Source organism: Flavobacteriales bacterium, from assembly GCA_016124845.1.
In the GTDB taxonomy this organism is placed as follows: domain Bacteria; phylum Bacteroidota; class Bacteroidia; order UBA10329; family UBA10329; genus UBA10329.
In genome coordinates this window covers 1-18,863 of sequence record WGMW01000035.1, presented here as the reverse complement: position 1 = coordinate 18,863, position 18,863 = coordinate 1, and the positions used below count along the sequence as shown (strand labels likewise).

Sequence of the window (18,863 nt, the reverse complement as noted above, 5' to 3'; positions counted from 1 at the left end):
TTTGAAGATAGGAATCATTGGCTCGGGAGGCGCGGGCATGTGCACCGCTTGGCTGCTGGACGAAGGTCACGAACTGACCCTGTTTGAGAAGAAGGACTACTTGGGCGGCAACACCCACACTGTTGAGGTGGAAGTAAACGGCATCATGCACTACGTGGATGACGGTGCCAACTGGTTCTCGCCAAAGATCTACCCGCTCTTTAATCGCCTGCTTGAACTGCAGCAGATACCGTTTGAGTGGGTGCCGATGAACATGACCTACTACAACACGCTGACCGGACAGGTGAACTGCATGCCTCCTTCCACGCCCAGACGTTTCATGCAGATGTTCACGAAAGCACATCGGCTGCCCGAACTGCTGCTGATGAACAAGGCCATCAATGCTTCCACCAAGATCGTGGAGAACCACGAGACCGATATGACCTTGGGCGAGTTCATGGACAAACTGAACCTGAGCGAAAAGCAACGCAACGGGTTTCTGAAGCCGCTGTTGTCGGGCGTTTGGGGAAGTCCGTTCGACCAGACGGAGGATTTCGCCATCTACCCGCTGATGAAGTACCTCGTGTACCACAAACCCAGCGGACTGAGCGGCTTTGAGTGGAAGGTGATGAAAGGCGGCACGCGGAATTACATCCAACTGATGGCCGACAGCCTGAAGAACACGCAGATACTGGTGAACGATGGCGTAAAGCATGTGCAACCCAACCCCGAAACGGGAAAGGTGTCGGTGACCTCTGAGAGTGGAAAGACGTTTGAGTTCGACAAACTCATTATTACCGCTGGCGCGCGCGATGCACAGCTGATTTTGAAGGACACGCAGCACATCGATGAGATGAAAAAGGTGCTATCACGGTTCGAGTATTACTTGGCCACGGTATGCACCCACAGCGATACGCGCTTTATGCCGCCCAACCGAAAAGATTGGAGTGTGGTGAACGTATTGCACAAGGGCAAGCATGCCGATGCCACCATCTGGGACGGCTGGAACACCGATCAGGATGTGTTTGACAGTTACATCAACGAGGGCGATGACCCGAAGCATGTGCATTACACATCGCAATGGTGGCTACCGTGCGAAACGCCCGATTTCTTCCGCGCACAGAAGGAACTGGAAAAGGTGCAGGGTACGCAGAACATCTACTTCGGAGGCGATTATACCCGCGACATCGGTTCGCACGAGAACGCCATCGAATCGGCTGTGGAGGCCTGCAAACGTATTTGGCCGGAGAGCGGGCGGTTACGGGAGTTGAGCGCAGGTTTGAGAACTTAGAGCTAACGGTAAATAATCAGTTTCTGAGCTTCATGCAACTCTCCATCAAAAATGCTGAGGAAATATTGGCCATTAGGCAAGACTGGAAGGTCAATTAAAATCTTTTCATTTGTCATTCTGTTCTCGGACTGAAGACAGTTGCCCAAAACATCAAATAGGCGTATTTCAACCTTGCGAGGTTGTCCATCAAACGAAATAGTCACATCGTCATTGGTCGGATTCGGGTAGATGATAAAAGAGTCTCGCTTTTCAAGGTTTTCGATAACACCAATAACTGGCGCAAAACTGATAGCACCTTGAAATGTGTCACAACCAAACGAGTTACATGCCACCAAGGTTATACCAAACACACCTCCCGTATCAGGGAAGAAATGTTCCGGATTTATATCTGAGGAAAAGGTCGAGTCCCCGAATTCCCAGTAGTAACTGTCTGCGCAATATGAACCGTTTAGAAACTGAAAAAAATTCTGGGATGATGAATCGATGTAAACATAGGCAGTGGGTAGTGGATTGACATCTATGGTCACGGAATCCATATACGTATCACAGCCTGGAACATGGGCAGTAACGTAATAGGTCGTGGTTACTTCAGGTGATGCCATAACCGTTTGAGTTGTCGTGGATGAAAGCCCTGATTGCGGATACCAACCGTATGTAGCATTCGCATGATAACCCGCCACCAGACTGGTTTGCTGACCACATAGCAAACTATCAAGGGACGAAATCGGTGAAACGATTAACGGAACCGCATTCACAAACACAGAATCATTGAATCCCGAAACCATATCATGTACTTTGTACCATCTACTTTGTATTGTGGAAACCTTTGGACGCTGAACCGATGTCGAGTCTAATCCTGTAGCGGGAGTCCAAGCATAAGCGCCATTAGCAGGCAACGCACAAAGACCTAGAACTACAGTATCACCGCAAAAAATGTTCACCGTATCATTCGATATACATACCTCATTAGCACCTACGGTTGGCGGGTTTGACCGCCAAACGCTATCTATGTCGTAAATCACCAATGTATCTGTTTGTCCAGTTCCTATCAGCTGAGGGTTTGTGGAACGCAAATCCGAATCATACATCGGATTTATGAACAACGGGGCTGGGTCGTTATAAGGATTGCCTGAGGCGTAGTTGTTCCCAAGTAAAGTGACCTGACCTGGATTAATCAACGAAAAAACTGCTGGAAGATTATTGCAACTTATGGTTACTGGATCGTAACCGATGCCTAAAGATGAATTAGAACCGTCAATTGAGAAGTTATTGAACTTCAACATACTTTCAGGACAGGAACTCACATGGACCCATTTATAAAATTTGTTGTTGCAAACCAACCCATTTGAACAATATGAAATATCAGTATTGCCGTGAAAGGCATTCCCAACCCATGATGAACTATCCAAATAACTGAACTCAGCATCAAAGAAATCTGTAGACTGAAAAGCCGAATTATTGCTTATTGAATAGTAATCACCATGTGAGATCGACAATTTCCCATAGAACCTATTTTCTGTTACCGATAAATAAGGGGATTCCGACAATTGTACATTACCATGAAATTCATTGCCAACCACTACAGAAGAATCACTATAGACTAACGTAAGCTTTCCAATTGTCTGGTTACCAGAAACTACTGTGTTTGTTGAAAATAGAATACGTGAGTCTAAAGAAACCTGATTGTCAGCAACGGTAGAATATGAAGCGTAGCTAATGTCAAGATATCCTAAAACTTGATTGCCAATAATCGTAGAATGCTCACCATATGCCAAATTCAAGTCTTGTAATACTACGTTATTCATCGCTGTGGCTCCGCCCGCATCAATACTTCCGGTTATGTGATTATTAATTATCGTGGAAAACCCACTTAGTTCAATGTTACCCGTAATATCATTATTGACTACGGTGGCAGGTCCAATCAACTCAAGATTTCCTATAATCAGATTCCCGCTAAATGTTAAATCCTCTGGTCCGCTTGAGTTAATATTTCCAGTAATCACATTATTCAAAAATTTAACATCAAGTGGCCAATTGGACTCAATGGAACCATTGATGCTCAGACGTTGAATAATATTGTGAGCCCCCATTTGAACTGCCGGGTCGGAAGGGGTTACTGGGGAAATAATGACAGCTGTCGAATCTTGAGATTCGGATTGAACTGTAACTGTATTAACTGTTGATGTACCCGCAATGCTAAAAACAATAGATTCATTGTAAATCCCATCTCGGACATTAATTACATAGGGAGAAGTAGGATTATCGGCAATGGAGTTAATGGCATCAGTAATGGTTTGAAAATCAGGATTATTTCCACCAACGGTAAGAATAATCGGAGTTTGGCCGTTAACACGCAAACAGCACACCACCGAAAGTAGGAGCGATAAGAATATTATCTTACTCTTTCCCATATTCAAACTCTGAATTTATTGCTATCCATTTCCAGCCTCTCAAACATACCAATAATCCAACAACCTTCTTTCCCCAATTGATAAATGGTGGGTTTGAGTTGATGAATGGCGGAAATGGAGAATGAATGGTAGCCGTGCCCTATTGCGGTCTGTAGGTCACTATGTGGCTCCAAGTTCCTTGGCCTGCGGCACTGAGAGTGGCCACGCGCATGGCATACAGCTTTCCGCTTTCCAACCCGGTGAACAGGTGACTGAGCCGTTTGGCCTTGGTGGTGTACCATTCGCCCATGCTCCCGTCATCATTTACGGGTGCAATGCTTGCAAGGTAGCCTTTACTGGGGTTCACCCCTTTCCAGAACAGGCGGATAACGCCCAGCCCAAGCCTATCAGCCTCTGGCGTGATCGTACCGGGCGGGGGCAACAACCCTACCGTTTCCGAATCCTTCATCAGGTCGAACCCTGAAAGCAGGATGATCTTGCCATCGCCTTTGGCCACACCGTCCACATAGATGGCCAAGGTACGCATGTGGTTGTGCAACGTGGTTTTGGCCTCATTGCGCAGGTAGGTGGCAGTTTTGCCCGATTTCTGGTCTACCGCCTGCTGGCGGACGTCCAACAATTGGATGGCATCACGCAATACGGCTATCGTGGGGCGGGGCGTTTGAAACGTGGCAGCGTTTGCTTCCACCGCATCTGTAATGGTCGCACATCGGGTGTTGAATTTGGAGACGCTGAGCCCTCTCAGCCCCATTTTCAGCTTAGCTGTTTTCATGTTCCATTTCAGGTTGGTCTGTTAATCCTCCGTTACACATCATGTAACGGACATTCTGCATTGTTCAAGCTGCGTTAAACACCGTCAAACGGAGACTTTACATGCCCTTATGGCCAAGTTTCTACGTCAATCAAGCGTTTGACATCGTCTAACGCACCAGTTACAACGTTCAAAAAGCATTCTACTTATCATAACGTCAATTACACATACTTTAATGTCTGCTTGACGTTGTATAACGCTTATCAAAGCTGCAAAAATCAATGCTTACAAAAACGCGCAATTCTGTGAAACCGGGTTTTGAGCGTGTGAAACGGGGGTTTGAAGGTGTGAAACGGGGTTTTGAGGATGCAGAAACCGAAATAACCGCTATTAATGAACAACGGGTTTCACCGCATGGTGAAACCCGTTGCAAATGACGGTCAGATACCGATCAATTGAGTGTAACTGAGGTCAATACATTATCTGTCGTCAGCCCATAATCAATCTTTACGAGGCCAACTCCCTCTTTGTAGTAATGAGCATAGAGGTAATCTCCTGTTCCATCATAAGACTTCACCTCGACACAGTTTTCATAAGTACAATGAGAGGTAGTTATCGTAGCCGTTAGCGAGGTGATCTTTCTTCTGATATGCCCATCAAAACTGATGGTGTAGCTCCACTCCTGATTCAGTGTTGGGTTGGCAGGTACATAAAGATAAGTGGAATCAAGTCCAGAATCTCCGGGCGAATGAAAAAATACATCGCCATTTGCACCTACGTTATAAACCTCGGTGTACGTATTCAACCCATGAACGTTAACCGTAAACTGCTGCTCTCCGCCAACCGTTTCAACGTTGGTAACGGTCTTGGTGGTCGTTGTGACACCGCTATAGGTCCAAACATTGTCTGCCGCAAGTGGAAAGAAGGAAGTGGAACCGTTTCCATCGCATAGCACATTGGCCGGAGTAGGGTCTTGAGGAACCTCACTATCATTGTTACATGAAGTTGAGAATCCAACTACAGAAATTACTCCGATCATCAGTAACCAGTTTTTCTTTTTCATAATAATTTTAAGTTTATTTTTCTGCAATTATAGCAAAACAAATACAACCTACAACATTATGAACAATTAATCCATCAATTAAGTCCATGTCTTGAAACACATCAGCACCAAACGAGAGCATGGTACCTACAACACGTAACAAGAATGTAGAAAAACATCCATTTCAGGATTTTTAACAAAACTCATATAATGCCAAGCCACCGGAATCGTTAGGAAAATGAACCCGTTACCATGAAAGTCATCACCAACGAACTCCGACTGCTTATCAGCTTTTCCACGCTAAGTGTGGCACTTATCTCTGCACGCATCTTTTACACCGATAGCATCACGTATCTGTTCCTTACTTGGAATCTGTTTCTGGCGGCCATTCCCTATCTGCTTGCCCTCGGACTGTCTGACAAACGAACATGGCCGCATCGCTTCTACAACGTGGCCGTTATTGGTTTGTGGATTCTCTTCTTTCCGAACGCACCGTACATTTTCACCGACCTGTTCCATCTGCAGTTCTCACGCTCCAGCATTATCTGGTACGACACTTTTCTGATCCTTACCTTGGCTTGGACAGGCATCCTTTTCGGTTATATGGGGTTGGCAAGAATTGAACAGAAATTGCGTTCCATGATGGGAGCATTCAGCGCGAGATTGTCTGTGTACCTGATGCTGTTCGTCAGTGCCTTCGGAGTTTACATTGGCCGCTACATGCGCTTCAACAGTTGGGATGTGCTGACCGACCCCACCGGGCTGTTCATGGAGGTTTCCTCACATGTGCTCGACCCGTTCACTCATCCCCGTTCGTGGGGCATGACCATCGTTTTCGGATTGTTCTTGAGTCTGCTGTATGCGTCTCTGCATTCTCTCCGTGGCCATGAAATCGAAAACGGATAGTAACTTAGGCTCGCATCAATCTGTAACCTATGAACTGGGAATTCTTCGAAGCCACGCTCTTCAACCTGTCCATCAATATCGTTTACGCCTTCATTTCGCTGGTGGTGGCCATTCTGGCGCTCGGTTTTGTGGACCGCGTGCTGCTGACCAAGGTGGACATTCAAGAAGAACTGAAGAACAATAACGTGTCGGTGGCCATTGCCGCATCGGCCATTCTATTGTTTGTGGCGCTCATCATCTCATTCGGACTGAAAGGATAGTCAGTGAACTCTTGGAAGATACTTTGGAGACTGTGCGGCATCATTGTGCTGTTGGTTTTCGTGCTTTCAGGTCTTCTGAACGAACCGGAACCACCAACGGTGAAGGAAAAAAGCAAGAGGAGGATCGTGTTGGATATTCCTGAACTACCTCCCGTTACACTCAATGACAGCAGCTATTGGGGAAAGAACGGTGGTAGTATCACTTCGGCAGACGGCCTCTACTCCTTCAGTGCCGAGGAGTTTGCGAAGGCCACGGCATCCATGTACGGTAAAACAGACAGGTACGTGCTTTACTGGACAAATGTTGATGGCAGTAATGTAGCCAGCGCAAAGGGCACCGACCTTAGACAACATTTTGTGCAGGGCTATTTGAGCAACTACCAGCCCTTTGCCACCAAGTTTCTCGGCATTCCGCTCAAAACATTGGCCATGCGCAAGCAGTACATGCTGGATGAGAAACAATATGATGGGCAGATGGATGTATGGCAATACTCCGTTGAGGCATACGCCAACACACGGGGCGATTGCGAAGACCATAGCATCATCCTTTGCGACTGGCTGAATTCCTTAGGTTACGAAACGCGGGTTGCCTGCGGAACCTACGATACGGAAGGACATGCTTGGGTAGTGCTTTACATGAATGGAAAGGAATACATATTGGAAGCCACACAGAAGAGCAATCTTTCCAAAAACGGGCATTATCCGCTGGCCATCCTTCAACCACGGTATCATCCCGATTTCATGTTTGATGGAACGTATTTTTACGTACCGAAGATAGAAGGCGAGCGCAGTCACCACAAAGACAGGTGGAAGGTGTCGTCCAAGTACGTCAGAAATGGTGGGGCAAACGGATAATGGAATATGAGCAAAGCAAGTGACGAAGAAATATTGGACGGGGTGATCATCGGGTTCCGCAATCTGGTAAAGGACCGTTATCAATACGATAAGATCAGCAGCAAGTACGACATTCCAGCATCGTTCGATGAGGATAGAATGATACGCTACCGCGATTTTTTTCTGGAGCAGATGTACCCGCTCCCCGAAAAGAGGGCTTTACTCAATGAGGCCTTCAACAGTTTGGACAATTACCTCACTCACCCCGACAAACTGCTTCGTATTCTGTTTGATTCGGCAGCCATTGTTCTGCGACATGGCAGGAGCATTCCCAAACTGATGGGAGCCGGGATAAAGGGTTTCAAATCCTTCCGCCAGGCCACCGATTTTGAAGCAAAACTGGTGTGGAAGGCCAAGAAGAGCGGCAAACTGCCTCCCTACTCCAATGACGATATCAACTCGTTCATCAAAGCGCTTAGAAGAAAGGATATTGATGCTTTTATTGAGAACGTGCGCGATCTGCTTGAGGTGCTTTACGACCGGCCGTTGGTAAGAGAGGTCATCCAGATCACGCAAGAGCTCATTGCCAGAATGAAAAAATCGAGAGGCCGATATTCAGCTACTGAAATTGCGGGGCTGGAAGTGGGGCTGAACATGCTTGTGGAGGGCAATATGCTCTTTGACGAACTCTCTGCGGACGATCAGTTGCGCATCTTCGACATCATCATTGCCATTGAGGTGGATGTGTTGGAAGAGCTTTTTGCGGAGTGAGGATGGAGATTGAATTGAAGTGGGATGAGATTTGTTTTCCGGTTCACCTTATCACTTGCGTTGTTTTTCTACTACCAAGCTGGGTGATGGGACAAACACCACAGCACAACGTTAATGTGGTTGCCGATAAGCTGTTTCAACCCACGACCATCATTGTGCATAAAGGAGAAAGCTATGAGATAACGGTTGATGGCCAATGGCAAGATGCCAATTTCCCTGCAACCGATGCCAACGGCTTCAAGGGTTTTACGGCTCCCATGTTCTTCGGGATGCTACTGAAACCCATGCCGGGTCAATTTTACATGAAGCTTTGCGGAAAGGTGGGAAATTGGAAATTTCCGATCGGAACCTCCACAATCGTAACCATGAAACGAAGTGGCGAACTGTTCCTTTTCCCCAACGATGCCAAAGGCTTCTTCGACAACAACAGCGGCACTTTGCAAATAATCCTAAAACGAATAGAGTGACACCGAAATCGATCAGATGAATCTACTACTGATCAACATGTCTAACATTATTTCCTGATTAGCTGATTCATCCAAGTAATTTCCGTTTATCTTTTTCGTTGCAGAATAAATTCAACCTCATGCTTAGAACCTTTACCTTAATTTCCCTCCTCTTCTGTTCAGGCCTTGTCCAAGGTCAAAATCAAGTTGATTCTCTTATTGACCTTGCACAGACGCAGGCCAATAATGCCAACTATCAGAAGGCCTTGGAACTATACACAACATCTCTTTCCTACTCCAAAGACCGTTGGGATGACTCGCGCATCTACTACCGTATGGCGTATTGCTTCCGATCCATGAATAATCTGGAATCTGCCACGGAGTATTTGAAACGTTCGATCGCCAAAGACCGCTACGATCTCGAGGCGATTTATGAGTTGGCCATTATGCTCCGCGAATCTGATAGAATAAAGGAGGCCACCCGCACAGTGAAACGATACATCAGAAAGTCAAAGGAACATCCAATGAGAGGGAAAGGACAGGCTCTGCTTACAGGCATGAAAATGAGTGAAGCCTGGCTGGCAAATCCCGAACCGTTCAGCGTGAGTGTCAATAGACAGCTAAGTTCTTCGTCCATGGAATTCGCCCCCATGTTCGTGGATAAGACACATCGGGTGCTGATGTTCAGTTCAAACCGTCATGTTGTAAATGGAGAAACCGATGCTGCCTCCCGCACCGCTGTCTATCTAACGAAAAAGAATGGTGCCGATTGGACCGCACCGACCAGACTTGACACTTCTGTGAACAGGAATGGCGCTGAAGGAGCCGTGAGTTTTGATCACCACAGAAACGTCATCTTCTTTACACGATGCGACCACCACAAATGCGGACTTTGGTATGCGTTCCTGAAAGGAGAGATGGCCGGAGAATCCTTTCCTATCCGATTTGCCGACCAGGCCGAATTTGGAGCTACATTCGGACATCCATCCTATTCTGACAGCCTAAAAGCATTGTTCTTTGTATCTGATATGCCAGGTGGGTTCGGTGGCAAGGACATCTACGTTTCCTATTATTCTGAAAAAACCGACTCATGGAATGCTCCGCAGAATCTGGGACAATTTGTCAATTCAGAGGGTGACGAAATGTTTCCAAGTATTCAACCCAACGGTGACCTCTATTTCTCATCTTCAGGTAGAGCTGGGCTTGGAGGATTGGACATATTCAAAGTGGTGCCTTCCAATGATCCACGCATTCTCGGCTGGGTAAAGCCAACAAACCTGGGCTTCCCCCTAAATTCAAAAGGTGATGATTTCGGAATCATTTTTCTGGATTCGATCTCAGGATATTTCACTTCCAACCGTTCCGGTGGTCTCGGATCGGATGATATTTACTCGTTCGCGTTGACACAGAACATCTCAAAACTTGAGGATGATTCAACTGCAATCTTTTTGCATAAAGCATTGGCCGATAGCAGTTTGCAATCAAATCTCGATGGAATTTCGAAACTTGTCAACCAGGATGTTTGTGAGAAGAAGGAAGAAACATCCATGGTTATGAACACCACTTTGTATCCTAACCCGAACAGCGGTCAATTCAATCTTCAGGTATCTGCACCTGAAAATCTTTTGGTCACACTAAAGGTCTACAGCAACCTCGGACAACTCGTTGAAACCAGAAGTTGTAATCTCCCAAAAGGACAAACCGAACTGAACTTCGACCTTCATGACGTACCAAAGGGAATCTATTATGTGCAGTTGCTGCAAGGTTGTGAAACGTTCTCTATCAACAAGTTCATCCTAAACTGACCATGCACATCCCATTTCGGAATCTGACAATAACCATCGTATAAAGCGACCGATATCACGTTATACCGGTACAAAATAGGCAGCTTTGCAACGTGAAAGTCTGTGTTTGAAGTGATATGTTTTTTCGAGGCATTATGAAAAATGGGAAGCCTTTATTAAAGATGGAACTAATTCAGGCAGCAGTTTAACGTTCATGTCAATCTCCATTTCAACGTATTTTGGCAATAGACCCAAGATGTGTCTCTTGCTGTCGTTAACAATTGTACTTGCGACCATTTCCGCTCACGCGCAATCACTTCCCAAAGACTCGTTGCGGCCATATTTGCTACCAAGCGGAGAATTCATCCCAAGGAACACAAACGCACCTTTTGCCCGTAAAATGTGGCGGGGCGGACTTTTCGTCCATGGTTTTGAAGCGATCGGATATGGAACGCTGGCCGCGCTTCCTTCAGACATCAGCGGTTGGAAACCCGGTGTTTTCAATTATTATGGCAGCAACATGAAACGCGCTTGGACGCAGCCGCCTGTTTTCGACCACGACAAATGGTACATCAATTACGTTGGTCATCCTTACCAAGGAACGCTGTTTTACAATGCCGTCCGTTCGCAGAACGCCAATCGCTGGCAATCGGCCCTTTTTTGTGTAGGTCAGGTTTTCGTGTGGGAATATGTGATAGAGGCGGGATTGGAACAGCCGAGTATTCAGGACCTCATCGTCACGCCCATTGCGGGTATTGCGCTTGGCGAACTCGTCCACTTCGGCACCATGAAAATGGCGCGCAATGGTTTTAAGTGGTATGAGGCTGCAGCCGTTACCATCATCAACCCCATGTTCATTTTGAACAATGGTTACCGTTTGAAACGTTATTCAGGAAATTAGGCACGGAACTGATAAATCAGCAATTTTGCGAACGTGACAAACAAGCACAGAAATAACCGATCGTGGAATGTGTTGGCGGTACTCTTTCTGCTGAGTTACCTGCTGAATGTCGTTTCGTTCGAGAGTTTCCACCAGTTCGTTCATCAGCACCAAGACGCTGAACTGCACACGGCAGAAGCAGAGGCCGATTCATGTCACCGTGCCATTTACCATGGCGATTTCTCGCACGACTGTCATCATAAGACCCACCTTACCAAGCAACTGACGCATTGCGACCTGTGCAAGGTCACGGTTTCTCGCTTTCACTTTGCTTCAGCAAGCGTAGAGACCAATACCAAGCCTTCGCATTCCGTTTTCAATGAAGCTGCCTGCGTCAAGGTTGTAGGTCACGATTTCTCGCTGCTCTGCGCTCCCCGCGGTCCGCCCGCTTTTTCATGATCTCCCATTCATAAATGACCTTTCGGTCATGAACTGTCGATGGCTGTAGTCACCGACCGATCACATTTAATTCAAGAATCATGAAAAACACAAAGAAACTTTTGTGGGCTTTGCCCCTATTTGCAATCGCATTACTCACATCCTGCGAGAAGAACGATCCCGTCATTCCGAATCAGGAAGAAATTATTACCACCCTCAGATACACGCTGACGCCTGATGGCGGTGGTTCGGCTGTCATATTTCAGTTCCAAGATGTGGACGGAGATGGCGGCAACGCACCCGTCATCACAAATGGAAATTTGGCATCCAACACCACCTATTCGGGTTCACTTTTGCTGCTGAATGAGACCACAAATCCGGTCGATACCACGAGCAATGAAGTGGCCAATGAGGCCGTGGATCACCAGTTCTTTTTCCAGCCATCTGGCATCAACGCCACGTTTGCATACGATGATGCAGATGCCAATGGAAACCCGATCGGATTGGCATCCACCATGGCAACAGGTGCAGCTTCTAGCGGAACGCTGACCATTACGTTGCGCCATCAACCTGACAAGTTTGCAACAGGTGCTTCTTCTGGCGACATCACCAACGTGGGTGGTGAAACCGATATTGAAGTGACGTTTGATGTGACCATTCAATAAGCAAACGTGAATAGAAGAAACCCCCTCGTCCGCCTACGGCAGACACTCCCCCTTTCCTGGGGGAGAACTGTCACGTTGATCCAACGTTGGATCAGCGGGATGCTCCCCTCCTTCACTAAGGAGGGGTGTCCCAAAGGGACGGGGTGGTTTCTTTTTTCCGTTTTCCTTTTCCCCTTTTCAGGGTTTGGGCAGAACTGTTCCCTTTCCATTTCGGGAAGTCTGGCCGATGAAGGCACGGGAATTCCCATGGCGTACGGAACGGTTTACGTGGAGGAACTGCAATCGGGCGTGGCGGCAGACAGCAGCGGTAACTTCAGACTCACAAACCTGTGCAAAGGCTCCTACCATTTGCGCTTCAATCATATCGGTTGCGAAACGCATACGGTTTTCATCGACCTGAAGAAGGATACGACCATCGCCATCAGCATGCATCACCACAACGAATTGGTGGATGAGGTGGTGGTACACGACCATCACTCGCAGCAGGAAACGGCTGCCAGCACCACCATCAACCAGGAAACGATAACGGAAGAAGCGAACAAGGATCTTTCGGAAATGCTGCAACAGATGACGGGTGTCAGCAGTCTGCGCACGGGAGCGGGGGTTTCGAAACCTGTGGTACACGGACTTACTGGCAACCGTGTGGCGGTTCTGAACAACGGTGTGGCCCAAAGCGGCCAGCAATGGGGAAACGACCATGCGCCCGAGATCGATCCGTACGTGGCCGAGCACATCTCTGTGGTAAAAGGTGCCTCTGCCCTCGCCTATCCAGGCAATTCGCTGGGTAGCGTGGTGCTGATCGAGCCAAGCGAAATTGCCAACGACCCGCACCTGCACGGAAACGTGAACTACGTATTTCAGACCAACGGATTGGGACATACGCTCAACGCGCGATTGGAGAAATACGCCAAGTGGGCTGCTTGGCGGGTTTCGGCCACGGCCAAGGTTTTTGGCGACCGTAGCGCACCCGATTATTACCTCACCAACACAGGCAAACGCGAGTATGACGTGGCCGCGCAACTCGAAAAACACATCAGCTCCAAGTGGGAGATGAAGTTCTACTACAGCCTTTTCAATACGGAAATAGGCATTCTGCGTGGTTCGCACATCGGCAACCTCACCGACCTGCAGGAAGCCATCGGAAGAGATGTTCCGTTCTTTACCAAAGACACCTTCTCGTACAAGATCAATGCGCCACACCAAACGGTGCAGCATCATTTGGCCAAGTTGCAGAGCCGCCACATCTTCAACGAGCATCAGACCCTGCGATTGACCTACGCGGCCCAGGTGAACAACCGTAAGGAGTTTGACATCCGCAGGGGCGACCGAAGCAATACGCCTGCGTTGAGTCTTTTGCTGTGGGATCAGTTTTTGGAAAGTGTTTATGACCACTTTTTTGAACATGACCGTAAACTGAAAACAGGAATTCAACTTCGGATAACCGACAACACGAACAATCCCGAAACGGGCATTCTGCCGCTCATTCCCGATTACCGCGCGTATCGCGCAGGCGCATTTGCCATCTTTCAGGAACAGAAAGGGCATGTACTGTATGAACTTGGCGCGCGCTACGACCTCACCGACCTGCAAGTGGTGGCCATTTCTTCCTCGCTTCCGCGAGAGATAGAACGGCACTATCACGTCTTCAATAATTACAGTCTGTCGGCTGGAATGCGATGGCAAGTGCTTCCGCAACTCAAACTGAACCTGGACATGGGCCATGTGCTACGATCACCGCAGGTGAATGAACTTTACAGCAACGGACTGCACCAAGGTGTGAGCGGAATTGAACTCGGCAATCCCAACCTCAAGAGCGAACGTTCGAGCAAAGTGGTGCTGACAGCCGACTGGAACGTTCGCAAGAAACTGTTCGTGCAGGTGCTCGGCTACTACCAGTATGTGCAGGATTTCATCTACCTGCAACCCGAATCTGAGTTCAGACTGACCATCCGCGGAGCGTTTCCGCTCTATTCTTACCATCAGACCGATGCCACGCTGATCGGAACGGACGTGCTGGCCTCGTATGAACCGATAGAAAGCATCCGCCTAATGGTGAAATATTCGTTTCTGCAAGGTGATGATGTGCGCAACCACAAGCCGTTGGTGTACATGCCAAGCAATAATCTTTTCGGGTCGTTCGCTTACACGTTCAAGGATGGGAAGAAGATGAAGAACTCTTCGGTTTCCATCAACGGACGGTACGTTTTCAAGCAGAATCACCTGAATGCCGATCAGGATATTATGCCTGTTCCCAATGGTTATTTCCTGCTTGGCGCGAATCTGGGAACCTCGTTCAAGCTGAAAAAGGCCACGTTGCGCTGTTCCTTGCGGGGTGAGAATCTGCTGAACACACGCTACCGCGATTACTTGAACCGCCAGCGTTATTTCTCGGATGATCTTGGTTGGAATGTAAGTGCGCAGATCGGTGTTACGTTCTGATCGCTACTTCAATCCATCCACGAAATACATGTCTATCTCGCCTTTTCCCTTGGCCTTTATCTTGCCGCGGTAGGTAAACGCAAATTCATCCTTCACCAATTCGTAGGTCTCTTTTGAAACATTGATGCGACTTGGTTCGCCATTCTGCTCCATGCGAGCGGCCGTGTTCACGGCATCTCCCCAAATGTCATACTGAAACTTCTTCTCGCCTACAATTCCGGCCACTACCGAACCTGTGTGTATTCCGACACGCATTTTGAAAAAAGGCCGATTCTCTTCCTGTAGTTCGGCTTCCCTTTTTACCATGAAATCCTGCATCTTCAAGGCGGCCTTTACCGCATCTAATGCATGGGTTGCTTTGGGAGATGGAATGCCTGAAGCCGCCATGTACGCATCTCCAATGGTCTTGATCTTTTCAACTCCAAACTCATCCATAATGCGATCGAAATGGCTGAAGCATTCATCGATCTCGGTCACCAATTGTTCCGGGGTCATATTTTCCGAGAGCGCTGTGAAACCGCAGAAATCCGTGAAGATGACCGTTACATTGTCCAATTGCTTGGGCTTGGCCGAGCCTTCGGCTTTCAATTCCTCCGCAATTTCTTTGGGTAAGATATTGAGCAACAGGTGGTCTGACTTCCTCTTTCCGCGGTAGATAACCAACGCCATAGCTCCGATCATAAGAAGGACAATTCCTGTTGAGGCCCAACCGATACGTTCATTCTGTATCTGCTTCTCTTTGACGATTTGCGCCTTCACGAACTTCAGGCTATCGGCCAACTGCTGCCGCTCAAACACGAAATTCATCTCCAGGCGGGTCAGTTCCTTGGTCCGTTCGTGTCCGTAAATGGAATCGCGTGCTTTGATGGAGCGCCTGTAGAAATCCAACGCCTCTGCAGAACGGTGCAACCCATCATACACCTGCGACAGACACAAACAACTTTCCTGAATGCCGTACAGGTTGCTCTCTTCCATGGAAAGCAGATAGGCGCGTTTACACCATTCAAGGGCATTTTTCGGGTCCCCCATTTTCAGGTAGAGGTTGCCTACTGGCATGGAAGCACGGATCACGTTCATTCGGGTACCTTTTCTCATGCTCAGCTCGTAGCTTTTCAAATAAGAGCCCAATGCCTCATCCACTTTGCCTTGCAACTCTCTGCAGTAACCGATATGTCGAAGCGAAACCGCGATCCAGGAAGTATCGTGCAACGATTCCCAAATGGCCATGCTCCTACCATGATAATCGAGCGCATGTTTCAGATCGTTCTGGTCTGCATACAAGGTTCCGAGGTTATTGTAGAGTACGCCAAGCGCCACAGAATCATCCAACCCTTTCCTGAGTTCAAGGCTTTTGAGGTAATATTTGATGGCAATGCCATAGTCCTTTTGGGCATGATGCACAGAAGCGAAGTAGTTGTAGTTTTCGGCCATGCAAACAGAATCTTTCAGTTCTTCGCAGATACTTACGGCTTCGTGAAACATCTCCAAGGCGTCTGAATAACGTCCCTGGTACATTCTTATCACGCCAAGGTCGCTCATTGAACGGGCAATCAAATTTTGATCGTCTGAACGTTTACTTAACTCCAATGCTTGGGAAATGGTCTCGAATGCCTTATCATATTCTCCGCATTTCTTTTGGTCTTTGGCCTTTTGAAGAAGCGCCTCCACCTGCACACCGGCATTTTCTTTTGCAACACTATGCTGAGCATGGACCATTCCAAGACCAAGGAACAAATCGCTGGTCAGCATCAGAAGGATCACGACTGCGGAGAACCAGGCGGAGTTGCGGTTGGAGGTCATAATGCGACAAAGGTTGACATTCTTTTAATCTGACGAAATGAAAGTTTCATCGACATCAAAGACAAATTCAACGATACCAAGAAAACAATTGTTACATTTCGGAAACCAACAACCAACTATGACCCGACCGACCAACTTGGGAGCTTTCCTTTTCTGCCTCCTTTTCTCGATCAATTACTCATTTTCTCAGACGTTTCAGTCGAAGGACAACCCGATAAAAATGGACCTGGTAAAGGTTGAGGAACTGGCCAAGGCACTCATTCCGTCCTGCGGATTCAGCAGTGTTTACATTCAAACAAGCGACATCAGAGACCTGATGAGTGTAAAAAATTGTGTGGGCATCCGGTTTTATATCGCTATGGAAGACCCCAAACAACGGTTTTCCGATGTGATAGCGGTGGCGATAAACGCTGACGGAAAAGAGATCGGGGATTTTCTCGAGCGCAAATATCATTTGGCCAGAGCGTTGGATGCTCACTATCCCGATGAGTTTGAGAAAATGAACCTCTCAACTGCCAAAAAATGTGTGTATAACCTAAGAGATGGTGTTGCAGGTTATAAACCCTATGCCACGTTTCTGGGAAATGAAAGTCTGAATGCGCTGCTCAATACTGCAAATGCAACCGGAATCCGGATCTTTTCATCTGGGTACGAATCGGATAAAGGTCAGCTGCGGACCATGTCGTTCGGTGCAGTGGTCGATCAGAACAACGAGATAAAAGATCTCGGTGGCAAATATCTGCAAAGCCAGCTGCCCTGTCCTGTTGATTGTGGAGGGGACACTAACCTGCTTTGGAATCGTTAATTGACTTTGATATCCACCAAAACCACCCCCCTTATGAAAACAAAATTGTTTCATTCCGTTGCGTTCGGACTAATGCTGTTATGCGCTTCGAACGGATTTTCGCAGACCATGTATTCGTCTCCCGAACCGAGAGGCTCAGAACCCATTAGCGTTAAAAAGGCGGATGCAATAGCCGAGGCCGAATCGGTAAGTGATGCCTGCGGTTATAATCGTGCGTTTATCTCATCAGACGATCTGACCAACCTTCTTTCCCCTTCAGCTGCGGTAGGGGTTCGTATCTACAACGCAAAGGAAAGTTCAGACCAGGCAAATTGCGACATCATTACCGTTGCCGTAGATGCCAACGGCAAAGAGATCGGCCCGGCACTGACCAATAAGTACCTGCATGCAGAATCATACGATGAGAACAATTCATGCAGCGCCAAAAAAATATCCAAAAGCAAGGCCACAGGCTGTGTATCCAACGTTGCCAATTCAAAACTCAACTACCAAAAGGTGTTCTTCAGTAAATCTGTTCTTCAGAATCAATTGAAAGTGAGCGGAGCAACGGGGATTACCATTATTCCGGGACAGATCTCAGGTGGCAGTACCATGATGATCATGGCCGCGAAACTGGAAAATGGCAAGATAACTGAATTGGAAACCGATTACCTGAAAAGCCAACTTCCCTGCCCCACAGATTGTGGAGACTCTGGCAATTATCTGGTAGATCCCAAGTAGAACACGACTGTTCGAACATTCGGTCAATCGGAAACCTGTTCTGAAGATGCTTTCAAAATGTAACTTCGGAACATGAAAAAGCTCTTTACCATCATCGCTTCCGTCCTTAGTTCGGGAGCTCTACTTCAGGCTCAGACAACCCATCAGGTTTCGGTTACAAGTAATGTTTTTACGCCTGCCGATCTGACGATCGAGATTGGCGACATTGTAGAATGGAACTGCACGCAGGGTTCGCACAACGTTGATGGAACGCAAACTGTTTTTCCCTCAAACCCAGAGTCTTTCGGTAATAGCGTTGCTCCTGCAACATGGACGTACTCCCACACCTTCAACACCTCGGGGTTCTACAATTACCAATGTGATCCACATGCTGGGTTGGGCATGACCGGGACGATCACCGTCACCTGCACCGACCCGCTACCTGATTTCTCAACCTCCATCACCGATTACACGGTCGATTTCACGGATGCGACCGTCTCGCCCACTTCCACAAGCACGCTTTGGGATTTCGGAGATGGGAACATCAGTACGCAGGCCGAACCGCAGCACACGTATGTGGCTACGGGCAACTACACCGTCTGCCAGACGGTCACCAACAGTTGCAGCACCGATTCCACTTGCCACCACGTGAACATCGTCTG

The 18,863-nt window shown here is 47.7% G+C and carries 18 protein-coding genes; 14 read left to right on the top strand and 4 right to left on the bottom strand.

Features of this window, described 5'->3' with window-relative positions; translation table 11 throughout:
* Position 1 precedes the first annotated feature (1 nt).
* The gene (locus GC178_13190) at positions 2 to 1,270 is read left to right on the top strand and encodes an NAD(P)-binding protein (protein MBI1288519.1); all 1,269 of its coding nucleotides are present in this window, start codon (positions 2 to 4) and stop codon (positions 1,268 to 1,270) included.
* 2 nt (positions 1,271 to 1,272) lie between these two features.
* Here the strand turns inward: GC178_13190 and GC178_13185 are convergent, their stop codons facing one another.
* From GC178_13185 to GC178_13175, 3 genes are all read right to left on the bottom strand, one after another.
* Entirely contained in the window at positions 1,273 to 3,681 is a 2,409-nt protein-coding gene (locus GC178_13185) for a T9SS type A sorting domain-containing protein (protein ID MBI1288518.1), read from the bottom strand.
* A gap of 139 nt (positions 3,682 to 3,820) precedes the next feature.
* Positions 3,821 to 4,453 carry a hypothetical protein gene (locus GC178_13180; GenBank protein MBI1288517.1) on the bottom strand — a complete coding sequence of 211 codons (633 nt, stop codon included), beginning with the start codon at positions 4,451 to 4,453 and terminating at the stop codon, positions 3,821 to 3,823.
* A 430-nt stretch (positions 4,454 to 4,883) separates the two neighbouring features.
* Positions 4,884 to 5,495: a hypothetical protein gene (locus GC178_13175; GenBank protein MBI1288516.1), complete on the bottom strand. Its 612-nt coding sequence runs from the start codon at positions 5,493 to 5,495 to the stop codon at positions 4,884 to 4,886.
* 231 nt (positions 5,496 to 5,726) lie between these two features.
* Between GC178_13175 and GC178_13170 the strand changes: the two genes are divergently transcribed.
* The 10 genes from GC178_13170 to GC178_13125 all read left to right on the top strand — a co-directional run bounded on the left by GC178_13170 (position 5,727) and on the right by GC178_13125 (position 14,897).
* Positions 5,727 to 6,380, top strand: coding sequence for a DUF1361 domain-containing protein (locus GC178_13170; GenBank protein MBI1288515.1), 654 nt, complete (start codon positions 5,727 to 5,729; stop codon positions 6,378 to 6,380).
* A gap of 29 nt (positions 6,381 to 6,409) precedes the next feature.
* The gene (locus GC178_13165) at positions 6,410 to 6,640 is read left to right on the top strand and encodes a DUF350 domain-containing protein (protein ID MBI1288514.1); all 231 of its coding nucleotides are present in this window, start codon (positions 6,410 to 6,412) and stop codon (positions 6,638 to 6,640) included.
* 3 nt (positions 6,641 to 6,643) lie between these two features.
* Positions 6,644 to 7,495 carry a transglutaminase domain-containing protein gene (locus tag GC178_13160; protein MBI1288513.1) on the top strand — a complete coding sequence of 284 codons (852 nt, stop codon included), beginning with the start codon at positions 6,644 to 6,646 and terminating at the stop codon, positions 7,493 to 7,495.
* A gap of 6 nt (positions 7,496 to 7,501) precedes the next feature.
* Positions 7,502 to 8,245 (top strand): hypothetical protein, encoded by a 744-nt coding sequence (locus GC178_13155; protein ID MBI1288512.1) that lies wholly within the window; start codon positions 7,502 to 7,504, stop codon positions 8,243 to 8,245.
* Positions 8,246 to 8,331: 86 nt separating this feature from the next.
* Positions 8,332 to 8,712, top strand: coding sequence for a hypothetical protein (locus GC178_13150; GenBank protein MBI1288511.1), 381 nt, complete (start codon positions 8,332 to 8,334; stop codon positions 8,710 to 8,712).
* Positions 8,713 to 8,831: 119 nt separating this feature from the next.
* Positions 8,832 to 10,496 carry a T9SS type A sorting domain-containing protein gene (locus GC178_13145; GenBank protein ID MBI1288510.1) on the top strand — a complete coding sequence of 555 codons (1,665 nt, stop codon included), beginning with the start codon at positions 8,832 to 8,834 and terminating at the stop codon, positions 10,494 to 10,496.
* Positions 10,497 to 10,689: 193 nt separating this feature from the next.
* Positions 10,690 to 11,376: a DUF3943 domain-containing protein gene (locus GC178_13140; protein MBI1288509.1), complete on the top strand. Its 687-nt coding sequence runs from the start codon at positions 10,690 to 10,692 to the stop codon at positions 11,374 to 11,376.
* A 33-nt stretch (positions 11,377 to 11,409) separates the two neighbouring features.
* Positions 11,410 to 11,814 carry a hypothetical protein gene (locus GC178_13135; protein ID MBI1288508.1) on the top strand — a complete coding sequence of 135 codons (405 nt, stop codon included), beginning with the start codon at positions 11,410 to 11,412 and terminating at the stop codon, positions 11,812 to 11,814.
* An 80-nt stretch (positions 11,815 to 11,894) separates the two neighbouring features.
* Entirely contained in the window at positions 11,895 to 12,458 is a 564-nt protein-coding gene (locus GC178_13130) for a type 1 periplasmic binding fold superfamily protein (GenBank protein MBI1288507.1), read from the top strand.
* A gap of 75 nt (positions 12,459 to 12,533) precedes the next feature.
* Positions 12,534 to 14,897 (top strand): TonB-dependent receptor, encoded by a 2,364-nt coding sequence (locus GC178_13125; protein ID MBI1288506.1) that lies wholly within the window; start codon positions 12,534 to 12,536, stop codon positions 14,895 to 14,897.
* Positions 14,898 to 14,900: 3 nt separating this feature from the next.
* On the opposite strand, the gene GC178_13120 is transcribed toward GC178_13125, so the two are convergent.
* Positions 14,901 to 16,697, bottom strand: a complete 1,797-nt coding sequence (locus GC178_13120; GenBank protein MBI1288505.1) for a tetratricopeptide repeat protein — start codon at positions 16,695 to 16,697, stop codon at positions 14,901 to 14,903.
* A 118-nt stretch (positions 16,698 to 16,815) separates the two neighbouring features.
* On the opposite strand from GC178_13120, the gene GC178_13115 reads away from it, so the two are divergent.
* The 3 genes from GC178_13115 to GC178_13105 form a co-directional block, all read left to right on the top strand.
* Positions 16,816 to 17,502, top strand: coding sequence for a hypothetical protein (locus GC178_13115; protein ID MBI1288504.1), 687 nt, complete (start codon positions 16,816 to 16,818; stop codon positions 17,500 to 17,502).
* A 33-nt stretch (positions 17,503 to 17,535) separates the two neighbouring features.
* The gene (locus GC178_13110; GenBank protein ID MBI1288503.1) at positions 17,536 to 18,222 is read left to right on the top strand and encodes a hypothetical protein; all 687 of its coding nucleotides are present in this window, start codon (positions 17,536 to 17,538) and stop codon (positions 18,220 to 18,222) included.
* A gap of 72 nt (positions 18,223 to 18,294) precedes the next feature.
* Positions 18,295 to 18,863 (top strand): PKD domain-containing protein (locus tag GC178_13105; GenBank protein ID MBI1288502.1); only part of this gene is annotated, 569 nt, incomplete at its 3' end.

Bases quoted from the DNA above. Each gene is read 5' to 3' on its own strand.
- GC178_13170 (MBI1288515.1), top strand. From the start codon at position 5,727: ATGAAAGTCATCACCAACGAACTCCGACTGCTTATCAGCTTTTCCACG.
- GC178_13145 (MBI1288510.1), top strand. From the start codon at position 8,832: ATGCTTAGAACCTTTACCTTAATTTCCCTCCTCTTCTGTTCAGGCCTT.
- GC178_13130 (MBI1288507.1), top strand. From the start codon at position 11,895: ATGAAAAACACAAAGAAACTTTTGTGGGCTTTGCCCCTATTTGCAATC.
- GC178_13140 (MBI1288509.1), top strand. From the start codon at position 10,690: ATGTCAATCTCCATTTCAACGTATTTTGGCAATAGACCCAAGATGTGT.
- GC178_13150 (MBI1288511.1), top strand. From the start codon at position 8,332: ATGGGACAAACACCACAGCACAACGTTAATGTGGTTGCCGATAAGCTG.
- GC178_13175 (MBI1288516.1), bottom strand. From the start codon at position 5,495: ATGAAAAAGAAAAACTGGTTACTGATGATCGGAGTAATTTCTGTAGTT.
- GC178_13155 (MBI1288512.1), top strand. From the start codon at position 7,502: ATGAGCAAAGCAAGTGACGAAGAAATATTGGACGGGGTGATCATCGGG.
- GC178_13185 (MBI1288518.1), bottom strand. From the start codon at position 3,681: ATGGGAAAGAGTAAGATAATATTCTTATCGCTCCTACTTTCGGTGGTG.
- GC178_13180 (MBI1288517.1), bottom strand. From the start codon at position 4,453: ATGAAAACAGCTAAGCTGAAAATGGGGCTGAGAGGGCTCAGCGTCTCC.
- GC178_13120 (MBI1288505.1), bottom strand. From the start codon at position 16,697: ATGACCTCCAACCGCAACTCCGCCTGGTTCTCCGCAGTCGTGATCCTT.
- GC178_13115 (MBI1288504.1), top strand. From the start codon at position 16,816: ATGACCCGACCGACCAACTTGGGAGCTTTCCTTTTCTGCCTCCTTTTC.
- GC178_13165 (MBI1288514.1), top strand. From the start codon at position 6,410: ATGAACTGGGAATTCTTCGAAGCCACGCTCTTCAACCTGTCCATCAAT.
- GC178_13110 (MBI1288503.1), top strand. From the start codon at position 17,536: ATGAAAACAAAATTGTTTCATTCCGTTGCGTTCGGACTAATGCTGTTA.